Annotated in this window: 19 protein-coding genes; 18 read left to right on the plus strand and 1 reads right to left on the minus strand. The window is 29.5% G+C overall.

Annotation, left to right across the window (positions count from 1 at the left end):
• Positions 1-6 precede the first annotated feature (6 nt).
• Genes I6H46_RS04420 through I6H46_RS04445 form a run of 6 tightly spaced genes read left to right on the plus strand, consistent with a single transcriptional unit; the run spans position 7 to position 4,358 of the window.
• Positions 7-645 carry a redox-sensing transcriptional repressor Rex gene (locus tag I6H46_RS04420; protein ID WP_019118238.1) on the plus strand — a complete coding sequence of 213 codons (639 nt, stop codon included), beginning with the start codon at positions 7-9 and terminating at the stop codon, positions 643-645.
• Positions 646-652: 7 nt separating this feature from the next.
• Positions 653-2,575, plus strand: a complete 1,923-nt coding sequence (abc-f, locus tag I6H46_RS04425) for a ribosomal protection-like ABC-F family protein (RefSeq protein WP_200226221.1) — start codon at positions 653-655, stop codon at positions 2,573-2,575.
• Between the two features lie 54 nt (positions 2,576-2,629).
• Complete coding sequence (gene amaP, locus I6H46_RS04430; RefSeq protein WP_019118237.1) at positions 2,630-3,169, plus strand: alkaline shock response membrane anchor protein AmaP; 540 nt, start codon at positions 2,630-2,632, stop codon at positions 3,167-3,169.
• Between the two features lie 8 nt (positions 3,170-3,177).
• Positions 3,178-3,483 carry a hypothetical protein gene (locus I6H46_RS04435; protein WP_019118236.1) on the plus strand — a complete coding sequence of 102 codons (306 nt, stop codon included), beginning with the start codon at positions 3,178-3,180 and terminating at the stop codon, positions 3,481-3,483.
• A gap of 18 nt (positions 3,484-3,501) precedes the next feature.
• Complete coding sequence (locus I6H46_RS04440) at positions 3,502-3,945, plus strand: Asp23/Gls24 family envelope stress response protein (protein WP_004838054.1); 444 nt, start codon at positions 3,502-3,504, stop codon at positions 3,943-3,945.
• 59 nt (positions 3,946-4,004) lie between these two features.
• Positions 4,005-4,358, plus strand: coding sequence for a Spx/MgsR family RNA polymerase-binding regulatory protein (locus tag I6H46_RS04445; protein ID WP_019118235.1), 354 nt, complete (start codon positions 4,005-4,007; stop codon positions 4,356-4,358).
• 16 nt (positions 4,359-4,374) lie between these two features.
• On the opposite strand, the gene I6H46_RS04450 is transcribed toward I6H46_RS04445, so the two are convergent.
• Positions 4,375-4,998 (minus strand): thiamine diphosphokinase, encoded by a 624-nt coding sequence (locus tag I6H46_RS04450; protein WP_200226223.1) that lies wholly within the window; start codon positions 4,996-4,998, stop codon positions 4,375-4,377.
• Positions 4,999-5,099: 101 nt separating this feature from the next.
• On the opposite strand from I6H46_RS04450, the gene I6H46_RS04455 reads away from it, so the two are divergent.
• The 12 genes from I6H46_RS04455 to yihA all read left to right on the plus strand — a co-directional run bounded on the left by I6H46_RS04455 (position 5,100) and on the right by yihA (position 19,862).
• The gene (locus tag I6H46_RS04455) at positions 5,100-6,296 is read left to right on the plus strand and encodes an AI-2E family transporter (protein ID WP_004838057.1); all 1,197 of its coding nucleotides are present in this window, start codon (positions 5,100-5,102) and stop codon (positions 6,294-6,296) included.
• Complete coding sequence (locus tag I6H46_RS04460; protein ID WP_019118232.1) at positions 6,297-6,911, plus strand: hypothetical protein; 615 nt, start codon at positions 6,297-6,299, stop codon at positions 6,909-6,911.
• A gap of 26 nt (positions 6,912-6,937) precedes the next feature.
• On the plus strand, positions 6,938-9,301 hold the full coding sequence (locus tag I6H46_RS04465) for a glycogen/starch/alpha-glucan phosphorylase (protein ID WP_019118231.1): 2,364 nt from the start codon (positions 6,938-6,940) through the stop codon (positions 9,299-9,301).
• Positions 9,302-9,320: 19 nt separating this feature from the next.
• Positions 9,321-10,115, plus strand: coding sequence for a ZIP family metal transporter (locus I6H46_RS04470; RefSeq protein WP_200226226.1), 795 nt, complete (start codon positions 9,321-9,323; stop codon positions 10,113-10,115).
• A gap of 505 nt (positions 10,116-10,620) precedes the next feature.
• A complete protein-coding gene (gene cdaA, locus I6H46_RS04475; RefSeq protein ID WP_004838061.1) occupies positions 10,621-11,436 on the plus strand; it encodes a diadenylate cyclase CdaA in 816 nt (271 codons plus the stop codon).
• Complete coding sequence (locus I6H46_RS04480; protein WP_019118225.1) at positions 11,429-12,361, plus strand: CdaR family protein; 933 nt, start codon at positions 11,429-11,431, stop codon at positions 12,359-12,361. Before cdaA ends, I6H46_RS04480 begins: the two co-directional genes overlap by 8 nt.
• A complete protein-coding gene (locus I6H46_RS04485) occupies positions 12,361-13,689 on the plus strand; it encodes a CCA tRNA nucleotidyltransferase (RefSeq protein WP_019118224.1) in 1,329 nt (442 codons plus the stop codon). Before I6H46_RS04480 ends, I6H46_RS04485 begins: the two co-directional genes overlap by 1 nt.
• A gap of 49 nt (positions 13,690-13,738) precedes the next feature.
• On the plus strand, positions 13,739-15,073 hold the full coding sequence (tig, locus tag I6H46_RS04490; protein ID WP_019118223.1) for a trigger factor: 1,335 nt from the start codon (positions 13,739-13,741) through the stop codon (positions 15,071-15,073).
• Positions 15,074-15,105: 32 nt separating this feature from the next.
• The gene (gene clpP, locus I6H46_RS04495; RefSeq protein WP_004838066.1) at positions 15,106-15,693 is read left to right on the plus strand and encodes an ATP-dependent Clp endopeptidase proteolytic subunit ClpP; all 588 of its coding nucleotides are present in this window, start codon (positions 15,106-15,108) and stop codon (positions 15,691-15,693) included.
• Positions 15,694-15,695: 2 nt separating this feature from the next.
• Positions 15,696-16,904 (plus strand): ATP-dependent Clp protease ATP-binding subunit ClpX, encoded by a 1,209-nt coding sequence (clpX, locus tag I6H46_RS04500; RefSeq protein ID WP_004838067.1) that lies wholly within the window; start codon positions 15,696-15,698, stop codon positions 16,902-16,904.
• 43 nt (positions 16,905-16,947) lie between these two features.
• On the plus strand, positions 16,948-19,278 hold the full coding sequence (lon, locus tag I6H46_RS04505; protein WP_200226228.1) for an endopeptidase La: 2,331 nt from the start codon (positions 16,948-16,950) through the stop codon (positions 19,276-19,278).
• A complete protein-coding gene (gene yihA / locus I6H46_RS04510; protein ID WP_019118222.1) occupies positions 19,275-19,862 on the plus strand; it encodes a ribosome biogenesis GTP-binding protein YihA/YsxC in 588 nt (195 codons plus the stop codon). Before lon ends, yihA begins: the two co-directional genes overlap by 4 nt.
• Positions 19,863-19,899 lie beyond the last annotated feature (37 nt).

Consider the following 19,899-nt stretch of genomic DNA (forward strand, 5'->3'; position numbering starts at 1 on the left):
GTTGTTATGAAAAAAGGGTCAAACGTTTCTTTATCAGTAATAAAAAGGTTACCAAAATATTATAGGTATTTAGAAGCAATTAATGAAAAAGGTATTGTAAGAGTTTCATCTAAAGAACTTTCACAAATTACAGGCTTAACAGCAAGCCAAATTAGACAAGACTTAAATCACTATGGCTGCTTTGGTCAACAAGGTTATGGTTATAATGTAAAAGAATTAATGCAAGAGCTTGCAAAAATTATTGGAGTAAACAAAGAATATTCTATGATAATAATCGGTTTTGGAAATATTGGCCATGCTCTTTTCCAATACTCAGGTTTTAAGACTTTAGACTACAATGTAAAAGCAGTATTTGACAAAAACAATGAAGAAGTTTCAACAGAAAATTTAAAAGTTTTGTCAACAGATGATTTAAAAGAATATTTAGAAAAAAATGAAATAGATATAGGAATTATCACAACGCCAAAAGATGGCGCCCAAGAAGTTTGTGATATTCTTTGTGAAGGAGGAATAAAAGGAATTTGGAACTTCGCACCAGTTGATTTGAAAACAAAAAACAATGTGGTAATAGAAAATGTTCACCTAGATGAATCATTATTTACCCTAACATATTTTATCAACACACCAGAAGATTTCATTTTCTAAAAAAATTATGATTGTAGCGTCAGTATCAAATTTAGAAAAATCCTATCCAACCCAATACGTATTTTCAAACGTATCATTTACGATAAATAAGGGAGATAAAATTGGCTTAATAGGAAATAATGGTTCTGGAAAGTCTACACTATTTAATATATTGACAGGAGAAATTTCCAAAGATTTTGGAAAAATTCATATACCAAATGATGTAAGCCTTGGTTATTTGAAACAACAATTAGGGCTTATGTCAGATAAAAGTATATATGATTATTGCTTGGAAGTTTTTAAAGATCTTATAAAACTAGAAGAAAATATTAGAGATCTTGAAATAAAAATGAGCGAGGAAAAAAATCCAGATAAGCTCAATGAAATAATGATTGAATATGCAAAAAAAAGCGAAGAATTTGAAAAACAAAATGGCTATTCCTATAAGTCGGAAATAAGAGGCGTACTTATAGGAATGGGCTTTAGCGAAGAAGATTTTTCAAAAGAAATTTCGCTTTTATCAGGAGGACAAAAGGCAAGGGTTGAACTTGCCTGTCTTTTATTGGAAAAACCTGACCTAATTTTATTAGACGAACCGACTAATCACCTTGACATAAAGGCGATTAATTTTTTGGAAAATTTTGTAAAAAATTTTAAGGGATCAGTTATAGTTATAAGCCACGATAGATATTTTTTGGATGCAACAGTTTCAAAAATATTTTTGATGGAAAATGGTGGATTAAAAATTTATGATGGAGATTATACATCATTTATGGCTCAAAGAAAAAAAGATTTGAAAGTCCAAAACCATCTTTATAAAACCCAGCAAAAAGAAATCAAAAGGCAAGAAGAAATAATTGATAGGTTAAAAAATCTTGGCGGTTCAAAAAGAAAAAGAGGAATTTCTCAATCAAGATCAAGACAAAAACTTTTGGATAAAATGGAAAGGGTAGAAAAGCCTGATAACTTAAATGAATCCATAAATATAAGATTTACTCCAAGAATAATTTCGGGAGTTGATGTATTAAGTGTAGATAAACTAAAAAAATCTTACGATAAGGATATTTTTGAAGATATTTCTTTTAATATCTATAGAAACGATAGGGTGGCAATAATTGGAGAAAATGGTGTAGGAAAAACTACTCTTTTTAAAATTATTTTAAACCAAGAAAGAAAAGATGATGGAGAAATAAAATTAGGCTCTAGCGTAAAAGTTGGATATTTTGACCAAGAACAAAAATCCTTAAATACAGAAAACACTTTGTTTGAAGAAATAAGAGAAGCTTATCCTGATCTTACAAATTATGAAATTAGATCATATCTTGCAAAAATAATGTTTTACCAAGATGAAGTTGATAAACCAATAAATGAATTATCTGGAGGACAAAGGGCAAGAATTTCTCTTTTAAAACTTATGCTTTCAGATTGTAATTTTATTTTGATGGATGAGCCAACCAACCATCTTGATATAGATTCAAAAGAAGCCCTTGAAGATGCGCTTATTGCTTATGAAGGAACAGTTCTTGTAATAAGCCACGACAGGTATTTTTTAAATAAAATTGCCGTAAAAATTCTTGATATGCACAAGGATTATATAAAAGAGTATTTGGGTAATTACGATTATTATGTAGAAAAATTAAAAGAAGAATCATTAGAAGATGAAAAAAAGCCAATAATGACACAAACCCAAATAAAAAAAGAAGAAAAAAAGAAAAAACTTAAAAGGCTTGAAGTAAAAAAAATAAAAGAAAAAATAGAAAAATTAGAAAAAGAATCCAATACAATTGATGCAAAAATTCATAAACTTACAGTAGAAAGCCTCAAAGAAGGTTTTTATGATGATGAAAAAAAAGTCATAGAAACTTTTGCTAAGATAAAAAATCTTGAAGAAAAGAAGCAAAGATACCAAGATAGGTGGTTAGAATTATCTTTGGAATTAGAAGATGACTAAAAAAGTTTTGTTTCAAAAGCTAAAGCATGGGTAACTTATAAGTAAGGAGGCTTTATGGGAGGATTTAAAAAATTTTTGTGGTCACTTATGACCATAGCTTTGATAATAATTTCCGCCATACTTGGAACACTTGCTCTCGCAGACGATGGAGTAAGGCATGATTTATTATCATATTTAGAAATACAAAATTACAGATACGTACTTCTCGGTGTTGCTATAGCAATTTTGATTTTTGCAATTATTCTTTTGATAGATATTATAGCAAATCAAAATGATAAGCGTGAATATCTAGTAGAAGATAATACAGGCGATATTTTTATTACAAGAAATTCCTTGGATTCAGCAGTAAATTCTGCAGTAAATAAATTTATGGGAACAGAACTTACAGATTCAAAAGTTAAAATAATAAAAGGCGAAACTGTAGAAGCAAAAATTAAATGTGACGTTTTTGGAGATAGGGACTTTGAGGATTTAGGTAGAAAAATTCAAGCTGAAGTTGAAATGGGACTTAGAATGCTTACAGGACTTGAAAATGCAAATGCCCATGTTCAATTAAATAAAGCTCATAAAAGTCAAGAAAGAGAACTTAGGTAGGTGGTATTATGGAAAAAGAAAAAACAAAATTAGATTTAGAAAAACAAGTAACCGCCTATGATGTAGAAATGAGAAAACTTGATATAAGAGAGAAAAAAGAAAAAGAATGCAAGGAATTTAAAGAAAAAAATAAACACAAAATTATTTCTTTGATTTTGGGAATTGCAACAATAGGTTCGCTATTTGATTTTGGATTTTTTAGAACTGTTGGTATTTGGATTGTGCTAGGATTTTGTTATTGCTTGGGCGGATGGCTCGACAAAGATCCTAAGGTTATAGGATTTGTAATTAGCTTATTAAAAAAATTTCAATAAAAAAGATAGGGGAAAATTATGACAGAAAAAACATTTGACAAAGATTACGAAAAAGGAATCGAAGAGGATCAAGAAATCGAAAAAGAAGTTTCAAAACTTACAATTGCTGATAAGGTTGTAGCAAAAATTTCTAGAATTGCAGTAAATAAAGTTGATGGAATTTTGGATATGAAGGCAAGTTTTTTTGATTCAGTTTCATCAGTTTTCCAATCATCAAGTGAACAAGATACATCAGGAGTAGATGTTGAAGTTGGACAAAAAGAAGCAAAAGTAAATATGCAAATAATCTTAGAATATGGAAAATCTGCTCCACATATTTTTGAAAATATCAAAAAAGTTGTAAAAGAAAATGTAAAGCAAATGACAGGACTTGATGTTGTAACAGTAAATGTTGATGTAGTTGATGTTATGACAAGAGAAGAATACAAATCTAAAAAATCAGATAACGACGATAGAAAGTAAAAAAATAAAGAGGTTGCAAGGTCAACCTCTTTTTTAAAGATTAATTTAAGGAGAAAAATATGAAAGCATTATTAATAGGATATAAATCTTGCTCAACTTGCAAAAAAACTGAGAAATTTTTGGAAGAAAAGAAAATTGATTATAAATTTCAAGATGTGAAAGAAGAAAAGCCAGAAAAAGACCAAATAAAAGACTTGTATGAAAAAAGTGGTCTTGAAATAAAGAAATTTTTCAACACATCCGGACAAATTTATAGGAAGTTGAATTTAAAAGACAAATTAAAAGATATGACAGAAGATGAAAAATTAGATTTATTAGCATCAGATGGCATGTTATTAAAAAGACCAATTTTACTTTACGGCGATGATGTCGTAGTTGGTAGATTAAATATAGAAAAATATTTTGATAAATAAGGCAGGAAATCCTGCCTTATTTATATACATTTTTGTTTTCATAAATTACAAGAATCATTCCCTCATCAAATTCTATTTTAAATTCTTTTCCTATTGGCTCATTTGATACGCCTAGGTGCATGTCGTTTTTTAGGGTGAAATTTTTTAGCTCGTATTTTAAATTTATTAAATTTAAATTTTCTATTTTTTCTGTTATGGAAAAAAGAGAAATATAGGTGTTTTCTATTTGTTTTTTTTCTTGAAAATTTTTATCTATTACAAATAATTTTTGATTTTTATTTTTTAATTCTATATCAATTCCTTTTTTCTTAAATTCTTCCATTATTTTTATATTTGCAATAGTGTGGGAAATTCTTCCGCCAAGTCCTCCATAGACAATTATTTTTTTGTAGCCTTTTTTTATTGCAAAATTTATCGCAGCGTACAAATCGGTTTCGTCTTTTTCGGGTTTTAATGTAATTTTATTTTCAAAATCTGGTTGTTGTGCTGAATCGAAATCTCCGATTATTGTATCTATTTTTATTCCGATTTTTTCTATATATGTATAGCCTTTATCTGCTCCTATTACGTAATCATCTTTTCCTATTTTATCAAAAAATCCGTCGAAATCTCCGCCGGCAAATATATAACATTTTTTCATAATCCACCTCAAGCTTATTATATCATTATTATAAAATGGAAGATGAAAAATTTCTATGGTAGAATATAGGTAAATGATTAATAGGGAGAAGGGAAACTTTAATGAAAAAATTAGATGAAAAGAATTCACAATTACTAAAAGTTATTCTTATATCTATTTTGGTATTTTTTGCATTTTGGTATATTGAAAATGTTAAGAATGGCTTGACGGTATTTATTGCTGTAATACAACCTTTTTTGATTGGATTTATGCTGGCTTTTATTATTAATTTGCCTATGAATTTCTTTGAAAGAAAAGTGTATTCTAAAATTTTTAAAACAGAAAAGACAAAAAAGTTAGTTCCAGTTTTTTCACTTATATCTTCTTGGATTTTATTTATTTTGGGTATTGTAATATTTTTGAATGTATTAATTCCAAGAATATCTAAGGCGGTAACTGCTCTTATTGAAAGATTTCCGTTATTTTTAGATGATTTGATAGATTTATTAAATAAAAATAAATTAACAAAAAATTTTGCCGATGATGCTCAAAAATATATAAATAGTGTTGATTGGAACAATGTCTTAGTTCAAGTTAAGGATTATTTTGTTGGAGAGGCGGGAAATATTTTTGATAAAACAACTTCAATTATAAATTCTGTATCATCAACTATTATAACCATAGCTGCTGCTACAATATTTTCGGTATTTGTATTGATTAATAAAAAAGATTTGAAAATTTTAGCTAATAGAATTATTTATTCCTTATTTAAAAGGAGTACTGCTGATGAAATTAACAAGGTGGCAAGTCTTTCTTATTCTTCATTTGCATCTTATATTAATTCCAAAGCTCTTTCTAGTTTGATACTTGGAATTTTGGTTTTTGTTGGTATGTTAATTTTAAAAATTCCTTTTGCGGCTATGGCTGCAATATTGGTTGCAATAGCAGATTTTATTCCTTATGTTGGACCACTTATTGCAACTGTCATAATGATGATTTTAATTTTTATAGAATCACCATTTAAGTCTTTGGTATTTTTAATATTTTTATTAATAGCCCAACAAGTTCAAGGCTCAATAATTTATCCGGCTTTGGCTGGAAAAACTATAGGTCTTCCATCAATTTGGGTAATTGTATCTATAGCTATTGGTGGAAGTTTGTTTGGAATTGTTGGTATGCTTGTATCAATTCCAATTGCATCAATTTTGTACACTTTGATGAATGAAAAAATGGATAAGACTTTGGCAAAAAAAGAAATTTCAGAAAATGAAATTAAAGAATTATCAGAAAAAGTTCACTACAAAAAGGAAGAAAAATAGATGAAATTAAAAAGATCTAAAAAAGGCGAATTTGTTCCAGTAATTAAAAATAATAAAATTTACTATGGTGGCTACCAAAATGACTTAAAAGAAGTAGGAGTGAGTAAATTTTATAGGGATAGGTCTTGTGTAGTTACGGCATTTACAAACACTTACCTATATCTCTACAGAAAAGATGAAAAATTTAGCCTAGATCAATTTAATGATTACCAATATTGGTTTTTTCAAATTATAAAACCAAGAGTTTATGGAGTGCCAACGGCAAGGCTTTTGGATTTCAAATTAAATAAATTTAGAAAATCCTACCATTTGAAATTAAAATCACACATATTAGAAGATAATCCAATAAAAAGAAAATCAATGGAAGAGATTGCAAATTTTATTTTCCAAGCCATAGGAAAAGATCTGCCAGTTATATTTTTTAATTGGGTCAGTAGGTCGATTAGGGTGATGAAACATCATGGAGTTACAATTACAGAAATAGAAAAATGCGAAGATGATTATAAACTTACAATCTCATCATGGGGAGAAGTTTATAAGATTTCATTAAAAGAATTTTTGGAACAAAATAGAACATATACTGGTTTTATTTATTTTGAAAAAGATAATATATAAAAAATTTAAAATATAGGAGAGAAAAAATGAACAAAAACAAATTTATGGAAAGTTATATCGAAAATTTACAGAGAATTACACTAAAAAATTTTGCAGAAACTTCAGACAAGGACAGATATTTTGCTCTTTGCGATACAATAATGGAGCTTATCAATCAAGAATGGAGAAATTGCAAAAATAGGACAAGAAGATCAAGAAAAGCCTATTATTTTTCTGCGGAATTTTTGGTAGGAAGATCTCTTGGAAATAATTTAATTAATCTTGGAATTTATGATGAAGTAAAAGAAATTTTAAGTGAGATTGACATTGATTTTGAATCAATAGAAAATTTTGAAGATGATGCTGCTCTTGGAAATGGTGGTCTTGGTAGACTTGCAGCTTGTTTTATGGATTCAGCGGCAACCCAAAAGCTTGATATGTATGGATACGGAGTAAGATACAGAGAAGGACTTTTCAAACAAAAAATAGAAAACGGCTTTCAAGTTGAAGGTGGCGATCATTGGATAAAAGATGGCGATGGCTGGTCAATAAGAGTTGAATCCGATTCAAAAATTGTAAAATTTAGAGACCAAACTGTAAAAGCAGTTCCTTACGATATGCCAATGCTAGGTTTTGAAAATGAACAAGTAAATACATTAAGACTTTGGCAAGCAGAACCATTTGAAGAATTTGATTTTTCATATTTTAATAATTTTCAATATGATAAGGCAGTTGAAGAAAAAAATAGGGCTGAAGATATAACCAGAGTTTTATATCCAAATGACATGCAAAGAGAAGGAAGAGTTTTAAGGTTAAAACAACAATATTTCTTCTGCTCAGCATCAATTCAAGATATGGTTTCAAAATACAAAAGATATTTTGACCACGATTTACAATTTGAAGATTTTTCAAAATATCACATAATCCAATTAAATGACACCCATCCAATTATTGCCATACCAGAGCTTATAAGAGTTTTAGTCGATGAAAATGGAATTGAATTTGAAAGGGCTGTAGAAATAACAAAAAATACATTTGCATTTACAAACCACACAGTTTTACAAGAGGCTCTAGAATCTTGGCCAAAAGATATAATGCTTGAAGTATGTCCAAGATGTTTTGATATAATTAAAAAATTAAATGAAAATTTAGTAAAAGAATTTAAAGAAAAAGGACTTTCAGAAGAAGCTATCGATCCTTATAGAATTATAAGATTTGACCAAGTGAGAATGGCAAATCTTGCAATAGTAATGAGTAAGTCTGTAAATGGAGTTGCAAAACTTCACACACAAATTTTAAAAGACGATACCTTTAAAAATTGGTATAAATTAATGCCAGAAAAATTCAACAATAAAACAAATGGCATTACACCAAGAAGATGGCTAGTATATTCAAATATAAAATTATCAAATTTCATCACAGAAAAATTAGGAAGCGATGATTGGAAATACGATCTTACAAAATTAAAAGACCTAGAAAAATACCTAGACGATGAAAAAACTCTAGAAGAAATTAATCAAATTAAATTTGAAAATAAAAAAGAGTTGGCAAAATATATTTTGGAAAATGAAGGAATAAGTATAAATCCAAATTCAATTTTTGATATACAAGTAAAAAGAATTCACGAATACAAAAGACAACATTTAAATCTTCTTCACATTATAAATTTATATCACAAATTAAAGAAAAATCCTGATATGGATTTCTACCCAACAACATTTATTCTTGGAGGAAAAGCAGCACCAGGATATTTTAGAGCAAAAGCAATAATAAAACTTGCAAACGAAATTGCAAGAGTTATAAATAACGATGAAGAAGTAAATGACAAAATAAAAGTAGTATTTGTAAATAATTATAGGGTAAGCTACGGCGAAAAACTCTTCCCAGCAGCAGATATTTCAGAGCAAATTTCAACAGCAGGGAAAGAAGCTTCAGGAACAGGCAATATGAAATTTATGCTGAATGGAGCCTTGACCCTTGGAACTTATGATGGAGCAAATATAGAAATTTTTGAAAATGCAGGAGTTGAAAATAATTATTTATTCGGAGCAAAAGTTGAAGAATTAAATGAAATTTATGATTCCTATAATCCAAAAGAATTTTATTACAAAAATGAAGACATCAAAGATGCAGTAGATACACTTTTATCAGGAGAGTTAAACGATAATGACTCATATATGTTCCTAGATATTTACAATTGTCTAATAAATCCACAAGGTGGAGAAAAAGCTGACACATATTTTGTCTTAAAAGATTTTGAAGATTACAAAAAAACACACGAAAAAATAAATAAAGAATATTCAGATAGATTAACATGGGCAAGAAAGAGCCTAAAAAATATTGCAAACGCAGGATATTTTTCATCAGACAGAACAATTCTTGAATATGCAAAAGATATTTGGAAATTATAAAAAATAGAAAGAGAGAAAAATGAGCAAAGATTTAGTAATAGGATTACTAATTCCATTTATAGGCACAAGCCTTGGGTCGGCTATGGTCTATTTAATGAAAAACGAATTATCAAGTAAAATTCAAAAATCCCTATCAGGCTTTGCCGCAGGCGTAATGGTTGCGGCAAGTATTTGGTCGCTTTTAATACCAGCAATGGATATGGTAGATCAAAAGCTAGGAAAAATGGCGTGGATTCCTGCTGTGGTAGGATTTGCCGTTGGAATTATATTTTTATTATTTTTAGATAATGTAGTTCCCCATCAACACGTTGATAGCGATGTGGCAGAAGGACCAAAAAATGATTCCTTAAGAAAAACAACAATGATGGTACTTGCAGTTGTAATTCACAATATTCCAGAAGGAATGGCAGTAGGAGTAACATTTGCAGGAGTTTTGTCAGGAAATACAGGTTTAACAATGGCAGGAGCAATGGTGCTTTCACTTGGAATAGCAATTCAAAATTTTCCAGAAGGAGCAATAATTTCTATGCCATTAAAAAGTCAAGGAATAGGAAAAAATAAATCATTTATAATGGGAGTTTTATCAGGAGCAGTAGAGCCGGTAGCAGCAGTTCTTACAATATTATTATCCCAAATAATGATTCCAATTTTGCCATATCTTTTAAGCTTTGCAGCCGGAGCGATGTTTTACGTAGTAGTAGAAGAATTAATACCAGAAGCAACAGGCGAAGGCGAAGATCATTCAAACCTAGGAGTAATTTGGTTTTCAGTAGGCTTTTCAGTAATGATGATCCTGGATGTGGCATTAGGCTAGAAATTGTGCCTGTGGCACAATTTCTACTAATGCCCCGCGGAGTAAAATCGAAGAATAAAAATTTAGTTTTAATTTGGAAACTAAGAAAATTAAGTTTAACGCAACCAAAGAGCGTATGTTAGGCTAAAAATTGTGCCAGTGGTACAATTTCTACCAACATCCCGCGAAGTAAAATCGAAGAATTAAAAATCAGTTTTAAAATAATAAAAACCAAATTAAGTAAAACGCAACCAAAGAGCGTGCTTGGCTTAGAAATTGTGCCTGTGGCACAATTTCTACTAATGCCCCGCGAAATAGGTACAAAGAAATAAAAAACAATTTAAATTAAAAAATAAAAATCAAAAAAATACCAAGTCAAAAACTTGGTATTTTTTTGTAAAAAATTTCCCCAAAAAATTTTAAATATAAAAATTTCAAAAAATTTAAATTTTATTTCATTTAAGCCTTTCCTTTCTACAAAATTTTATAATAAAGTATATAATATAAATAGACTTAGGAGGTAGACATGTCTTACATAGATAATTTTGTAGCGTATTTATCGCTAATTAGGATTACAGATATAATTGATATAACGCTTATTGCTTTTATTGCATATAAATTGTTAAAGCTTCTCAAAAATACTAGAGCTGAGCAAGTTATGAAGGGATTTATTTTTGTTTTAATCTTTGCATCAATTGCTGATATTTTTAAATTAAATACTGTTTCATGGCTTATGAATCAATTTTTTACTGTTTCTTTGGTATTTATAATTGTAGTTTTTCAACCAGAATTAAGGTCTGCTTTGGAAAGAATTGGTAGGGGACGAAGCTTTTTTGTTAGTGATTCTTACAATAAGAATGAAAGATCTATTGATGAAATTGTTTCTGCTATGAGCTCCTTGTCTAGGCAAAAAATTGGTGCTTTGGTGGTTATTGAAAGAGAAGTTGGACTTAACGATATTATTGAAAGTGGAACTAATCTTTCTGCTGAAATTTCCAGCGAACTTTTGATAAATATTTTTATTCCCAACACACCTCTTCATGATGGGGCGGTTATAATTCGTGATGATTTGATTGAAGCGGCAGCTTGTTATTTGCCATTAACTACAAATAATACTTTGTCAAAAGAACTTGGCACTCGTCACAGAGCAGCTATTGGAATTAGCGAAAAAAGTGATTGCCTTGTCGTTGTTGTTAGCGAGGAAACTGGAACAATTTCTATAGTAAGCAATGGTGTTATAAATAGATATTTTGATGACGAGTCTTTAAAAGATAGGCTTATGAAAGAGCTAAGAGATGATGAGAATAAATTGAATTTTAAAAGGAGGATTGAAAATGAATAATAAAAATGACAGAAAATTGATTGTTTTATCAATTCTTGTTGCTGTCATTATGTGGGCTTTTGTAATGACTTCAACAAATCCTTCTTTATCAAAAACTATAAGAAATGTTCCTTTAACAATCAAAAATCAAGAAGTAATGCAAAAAGATGGCTACGCCCTGGTTGGTAAAGATGAGGTGGCAAGTGTAAATGTAAAAGTTGAAGGTTCAAGATCAGATCTTGCATCATTGTCAGCAGAAGATTTGGTTGCAAGCATAGATTTGGGCGTTCCAACAGAAGGAATAAAAACTTTAAATGTAAATGTTGATGTTCCGTCAGGAATTAGGATTGAAAGTGTAAGTCCGTCAAACATTAATTTAAAAATGGAAAAAATTGTAAAAAAGGATTTGACTGTAGATATAAAAATTTCTGATAGGCTAAAAGAATCAAAAATTATTAATGTAAGCGAGCAATCTACCAAAAAAATCACTGTATCTGGCCTTAGAAATTATGTTGATAAGGTTGATAAAATTGTACTAAATATAAATGAAGAAGAATATCTTGATGGGAAAATTCATGATATTGGAGTAAAAGCTGTAGATAAAGATGGAAAAGCTGTAGAAAATGTAGACTTGTCACAAAATGATGTGTCAATTTCTTTTGATGTTCTCCAAAGTAAGGAAGTAGGCGTAGAATTAAATTACGACAATCTTCCAAAAAATATGCAAATTGAAGAAAGTAAAATTTCTCCAAACAAGGTTATATTAAAGGGAGAAAAAAGTATTGTTGATAAAATAAGTGCAATTAAAACTAGAGAAATCGACCTATCAAATTTGAAAAACGACGAATTTGAACAAAGAGTAGAACTTGAAATCCCACAAGCTGTCGAGCTAAATGAGGGAGATTATTTTGTAAATGTCTATGTGAAATTAGGAAAGAAAAATTAATGTCCTATAAATATTTAGTAAAAAGACTTGAAGATTCTGGTTTTGAAACTTATATTGTAGGCGGAGCACTAAGGGATAAGCTTTTGGGAGAGAAAATCCACGATATTGATTTGACAACAAGAGCTAGACCAGAACAAATAATGAAAATTTTTTCTGATATGAAATTAATAGATATAGGGAAAAAATTTGGAACAATAAAGGTTATTTATAAATCCGAAGAATTTGAAATTACAAGTTTTAGGGCTGAATCTCTATACAAAGACAAAAGGCATCCTGATAAAATTTCCTTTTCAGATACAATTGAAGAAGATTTAAAAAGAAGAGATTTTACCATAAATGCCATGGCAGAAAGAAATGGCAAGATAATAGATTTATTTGATGGGAAAAAAGATTTAAAGGATAAGATAATAAGAGCTGTTGGCAATCCTTACGAAAGAATAGAAGAAGATTATCTAAGAGCTTTAAGAGCAGTAAGATTTGCTACAGTTTTGGATTTTGAAATTGAAGAAAATTTTAAAAATGCAATAAAAAATAAGAAAAATAATATAGAAGAAATATCAAAAGAAAGAATTAGGGATGAAATTAATAAAATTTTATTATCTAAAAATCCATCAAAAGGAATTAGATTATTAGAAAAGCTTGGTCTTTTGGAATATATATTTCCAGAAGTTAAAAAAATGATAGGCTTTAATCAACATTCCTCCCACCATAAATTTGATTTATTTGAACATTCTATGAAAGTATTGGATATGACGCCAGCAAATTTAAAAACAAGAATGGCAGGGCTTTTTCACGATACAGGAAAAATTGATACATTTTTTCTTGATGAAAATGGAGAGGGTAGATTTTTTGGACACCAAGAAATATCAAAAGAAATAATTAAAAATAGACTAAAAGATTTAAAATATTCCAAAAAATTTATAGAAAACACATCACTATTGGTAGAAAGGCACATGGATAATACCAATACATACACAAAAAAATCTGTAAGAAAGCTTTTGAGAAAAGTTGGAGATGAAAATATTTACGATTTGTTTGATTTGCAAAAAGCAGATGTTCTTTCGACAGTTCACGATAATACAGAAAATATTTCAAATGCAAAAATACTTTTAGAAGAGATTTTAAATTCAAATACTCCAAGGAAAAAAGATCAAATTGATTTTTCAGGAAATGATTTAATAGAAATGGGATTTAAAGAGGGAAAAAAACTTGGAGAGATTTTAAATGAAGTTTATAATTTGGTAATGGATGAAAAATTAGAAAATAAAAAAAGTGAAATTGTTAAATATATAAAAAATAAATACAATAATCTTGATAGAAATTATTAGAAGTAGTATATTAAACTAATGAGTATGTAGTGTTTTAGGAGGCAAAACGATGACAGAATTAAAATCACATGAAAATAATATAGCAAAATTTGACTTAGTAGTAGCTGCTGAAGATTTTGAAAAAGCAGTTAATAATGTTTATAAAAAAAATAAGTCTAGATATAGGGTAGATGGATTTAGAAAAGGAAAAGTTCCAAAAAGAATTATTGAAAAAATGTACGGAGTAGAAGTATTCTACGATGAAGCAATTCAAGAAGTTTTCCCAGAACCTTATAACAAGGCAATTGATGAATTAAATCTTGAAGTAATAGATCAACCATCAGTTGATTTTGACGATATAGAAAAAGGAAAAGACGTTGTATTTAAAGTAGAAGTTGAAACAAAACCACATCCAACACTTGGAGATTATTCTGAGCTTGAAGTTACAGAAATCCCAACAGAAGTTACAGATGAAGATGTAGAACACGAACTTAAACACCAACAAGAAGAAAATGCAAGAATTATTCCAATAGAAGACGGCGAAGCTCAAGATGGAGATACAGTAAATATCGATTTTGATGGTTTTCTTGATGGAGAAAGATTTGAAGGCGGAAAAGCTGAAAATCATGATTTAGTTCTTGGATCAAAATCATTTGTAGGCGATTTTGAAAAACAAGTTGAAGGCCACAAAGTTGGAGAAAAATTTGATGTAAATGTAACTTTCCCTGAAGATTATCAAGCAAAAGAATTCCAAGGAAAAGATGCAAGATTTGAAGTAGAAATCAATTCAATTTCAAGAAAAGAACTTCCAGAAATTGACGATGAATTTGCAAAAGATATTTCTGAATTTGAAACATTAGAAGAATTAAAAGAAGATACAAAGAAAAATCTTAAAGAAGATAAAGAAAAATTTGTAAAAAATCAAATTCAAAATGAAGCAATCAAAGCTTTGGTAGAAAAATCTGAAGTAAGCGCTCCAGATCCATTAGTAAACCAAGAAATTGATCTTGAAATGCAAAATCTTGACCAAAGATTACGTCAAATGGGAATTTCTTTACAACAATATATTGAAATGACAAAAATGGATATGTCTGCAATTAGAGATCAATATAGAGCTGTTGCAGAAGATAAAGTAAAAGCAAATCTTGTAATGGACGAAGTTGCTTTGAAAGAAAATATTGAAGTAAGTGATGAAGAAATAGAAAATGAAATAAAAGATGCCGCTAAACAATATGGAGTAGACGATTACGAAAAATTCAAAGAAATCTTCGAAAAGAATGTTTCTAGAGATACAGTTATAGAAAATGTTAAAAGAAGAAAAGCTGTAGAACTTCTAGAAAAAAATGTAAAATTAGTTCCAGCTAAAAAAGAAGAAGAAAATAAAGAAGACGAAAAAGAAGACTAGTAATCATAAACTCCAAAAGATAAGGAGATTTTATGAACGCAAAAAACTTTTTAGTTCCTACAGTTATAGAGCAAACAAATAGGGGCGAGCGTGCTTATGATATTTACTCAAGATTATTAAAAGATAGGATTATTTTTCTAACAGGTCCTGTTGAAGATGGAGTAAGTGATATAATTATTGCTCAACTCTTATTTTTAGAAAGCCAAGATCCAAATAAGGATATTCAATTTTATATAAATTCGCCAGGTGGTGTAGTTACAGCAGGACTTGCAATCTATGACACAATGAATTATATAAAACCAGATGTATCTACAATCTGTATAGGTCAAGCTGCATCAATGGGAGCAGTTTTGCTTTCATCTGGAGCAAAGGGAAAGAGATTTTCTCTTCCAAATTCAAACATCCTAATCCATCAACCATCAGGTGGAGCTCAAGGTCAAGCAAGCGATATTCAAATCCAAGCTGAGCAAATTTTAAAAATGAAAAAAAGATTAAATAAAATTTTGGCAGATAATACTGGTCAAAGTATTGAAAAAATTCAAAAAGATACAGACAGAGATTTTGCTATGGATGCTTATGAAGCAAAAGAATATGGCTTAATAGACAAGGTAATAGAATAAGTATGGGTAAAATGGAATTTGAAGAAAATAGATGTTCCTTTTGTGGGAAAAGCGCTGATGAAGTTGATAGATTAATTGCAGGACCAGATGCCTTTATTTGTAATGAATGCATTGAGCTTTGTTCATCAATTATTCAAAGAGAAGAATTAGTTGAACACAGCCACATGGACATTGATCTTGCCACACCAAGTGAGATAAAAGATTATTTAGATCAATATGTAATCCAACAAGAAATGGCAAAAAAAACACTATCAGTTTCAGTATATAATCATTACAAAAGAATAAATTCAAATTATGATAGCAAAGATGATGTTGAGCTACAAAAATCAAATATTTTGATGCTTGGACCAACTGGTTCTGGAAAAACTCTTCTTGCTCAAACTCTTGCCAAGAAATTAAACGTTCCATTTGCAATTGCAGATGCAACAAGTTTGACTGAAGCAGGATATGTTGGAGAAGATGTTGAAAATATAATTTTGAAATTAGTTCAAGCTGCTGATTATGATATTGAGCTTGCCCAAACAGGAATAATCTACATTGATGAAATAGATAAAATAACTAGAAAAAGTGAAAATCCTTCAATTACTCGTGATGTTAGTGGAGAAGGAGTTCAACAAGCACTTTTAAAATTAATTGAAGGAACTGTTGCAAATGTTCCTCCACAAGGTGGAAGAAAACATCCAAGCCAAGAATATATCCAAGTTGATACAACAAATATTTTGTTTATTGTTGGTGGAGCCTTTGATGGAATTAAAGATATAATAAAACAAAGAACCAACAAAAAGTCAATTGGTTTTGGTTCAGAAGATAGTGAAAATAAAGAAGTTTCTTTGGCAGATGTTACAACTGAAGATCTTTTGAAATTTGGATTAATTCCAGAATTTATTGGAAGAGTTCCAATAGTTGTTTCACTTGAAGATTTGGATGTAAATAGTCTTGTAAAAATTTTACAAGAGCCAAAAAATTCTCTATTAAAACAATATCAAAAATTATTTGAGCTTGATGGAGTAAAATTAACTTTTGAAGATGAAGCAGTCAAAGAAATTGCCGAAAAAGCCTTCAAGCAAGAAACAGGTGCTAGAGGACTTAGGACAATTTTGGAAGATTTGCTTTTGGATGTAATGTTTGAGATTCCTTCAAAAGATCATATAAAAGAAGTTATTGTATCAAAAGGTGCTATAAAAGATAAGAAAAAATTAATATACAAATAAAAAAGGGAGACATTGGGCTCCCTTTTTACTACAAGGAGATAAAATGAGCTTTATCTATAAAATAGATACAAAAGAATATCCAATGGTTCCTGTTAGGGGCTTGTGGGCTTTTCCTGATACAGTAGTCCACTTTGATTGCCAAAGAGCAGTTTCAAAAAAGGCTGTAGAAGATGCTTTGTTAAATGAATCTGAAATTTTTTTGGTAAATCAAAAAGATATTTTAGAAGATAATCCGAAAAAAGAAGATATTTATGATTATGGAACAATTGCAAGCATAAAACAAACTTTTAATTTGCAAAATGGAGAGCTTAGGGTTTTGATTGAAGCAAAATCTGTTGGCGAAGTTTTGGATGTAAAAATTGAAGATGGATTTTTTAAGGCAGAGGTTAAAGAATATATTTTCGATGAAGAAAATTTTGAAAGTAACGAAAATATAGAAGCCTTGAAAAAAATGTTGGTTGAAGATTTTAGATCTTATGTTTCAATTGACAATTCTATTCCACCAGAAATTGCTTTTTCTTTGGTAGAAATTGAAAATATTGATAAACTTGCAAATTTAATAACATATTATCTTCCTTTAAGTCCAAAAGAAAATTATTCCCTTTTAAAAGAGCTTGATATTGAAGAAAAACTTATTAATCTTCATAGGCTTATTCAAAAAGAAATTGAACTAAAAGATTTGTCAAAAAAAATAGATTCTAAGGTTCAAGAAAATATTAATAAGGGACAAAAAGAATATTATCTTAGGGAAAAACTTGATGTTGTTAAAAATGAATTAAATGATTTGACAGGAAAAGATTTGAACGAGGCGGATGCCTTTAGGAAAAAAATTAAAAAATTAAAAATCGATAAGGAAGATAAGGAAACTTTATTAAAAAGTATTGATAGACTTGAAATGATTCCTGAAATGAGCCCTGATTATGGGGTTATAACTTCCTACCTTGATTTTGTTTTATCTCTTCCTTGGTCCAAAAAATCAAAGGATAATTTGGATATAATTCATGCCAAAAAAGTTTTGGATGAAGACCATTATGGACTTATGGAAGTTAAGGAGAGAATTTTAGAATCAATTGCTGTAAGAAAGAAAAAAGGAGACAACCAAGCTGCTGTAATTTGTCTTGCTGGCCCTCCTGGAGTTGGAAAAACTTCTATTGCAAAATCAATTGCTCGTGCTTTAAATCGTAAATTTATTTCCATGCGTCTTGGTGGAGTGACTGATGAATCAGAAATAAGAGGTCACAGAAGAACTTATGTTGGGGCTATGGCTGGAAGAGTTTTATCAAATATATCAAGAATAAAAGTAAAAAATCCAGTATTTTTGCTAGATGAAATTGATAAGTTGGGTTCAGATTTTAGGGGAGATCCTTCATCAGCCCTTCTTGAGGTTTTAGATCCTGAACAAAATGATAAATTTATTGACCGTTATCTTGATATTGGTTTTGATTTATCAGAAGTATTTTTTATAACAACAGCAAATGATATTTCAAATATTCCTCCAGCACTTTTTGATAGGCTTGAAATTATAGAAATTTCTGGTTACACTCAAAGAGAAAAGGAAGAAATTGCCAAAAGATATTTGATTAAAAAAGAAATGGAAAACAACGGTCTTTGTAAAGATGATTTGAATATTTCAGATCCAGTTATAGAAAAAATCATAAAATCCTACACAAGAGAAGCAGGAGTAAGGTCACTTGAAAGAAATATTGCAAAAATATGTAGACGTGCTGTAAAAGAAATTCTTGAAGGAAAAGAGAAGGTCAATGTTTCTATGAGAAATTATGAGAAATATCTTGGCAAGGAGAGATTTTTTGAAGACCAAAGACTCAAAGAAGATAAAATTGGAATTGCAAATGGACTTGCTTGGACTCAAGTTGGCGGAACAATTTTAACAATTGAAGTAAATGCCATGGACGGAAAAGGGGCAAATTTATTTACAGGAAGTTTGGGAGATGTAATGAAAGAATCAGCCCAAGCTGCAATTTCATATTTGAGAAAAAATTCAAAAGAATTAGAAATCGATCCAGATTTTTATAAAAATAAAGACATTCACGTTCACGTTCCAGAAGGAGCAACTCCAAAAGATGGCCCATCAGCAGGAATTACAATGACAACTGCAATTGCATCAGCTCTTACAGGAAAAAAAGTAAGATCGGATCTTGCAATGACGGGCGAAGTTACAATCACAGGAGAAGTTTTGCCAATCGGAGGACTTAAAGAAAAAGCCCTCGCAGCTTATGCTTATGATATAAAAAATGTAATTATTCCAAAAGAAAATGAAAAAGATATTGAAGATATTGACAAGGAAGTTAGGGAAAAAATAAACTTTATAAAGGTATCAAGAGTTTCAGAAGTTTTAAAGGAAGCCTTGCTATGAAAATAAAATCAGTAAATTTAGATCAAGTTGCAGGATTTCCCTCCCAATTTCCAAATGATAATTTTGAAGAAATTGCCTTTGCAGGAAGATCTAATGTGGGAAAATCTTCATTTATAAATTCATTTTTGGATAAAAAAAATCTTGCCAAAACTTCATCAAAACCGGGCAAGACCAAAACCATAAATTTTTATAAAATAAACGATAAATTTAGGCTGGTAGATCTTCCAGGCTATGGCTATGCAAAAGTTTCAAAAACAGAAAAAGAAAAATGGAATAATTTAATCCACCAATATTTATATGAAAGAGAAAATTTAAAAGAAGTTTTTCTTTTGGTAGATATAAGACACGCTCCAACAAAACAAGATAAAGAAATGTATGATTGGATAATAGATTCTGGCTTTACAGGATTTGTTATAGCAACAAAATACGATAAAATTCCTAAAACACACTTAAAAAAACACATAAAAGAAATAATGAAAACTTTAAATATTGATGATGAAGGATTGATTTTTGCCTATTCATCAATAACTTCTCACAATAAAAATGTTTTATTAGAGCAGGTTGAAGTAATAGTAAATTCATAAATTTAAATTTTGAAAATCTCACGAAAGTGGGATTTTT

Origin of the sequence: Anaerococcus obesiensis, assembly GCF_016599815.1 — a bacterium.
GTDB classification, from domain to species: domain Bacteria; phylum Bacillota; class Clostridia; order Tissierellales; family Peptoniphilaceae; genus Anaerococcus; species Anaerococcus vaginalis.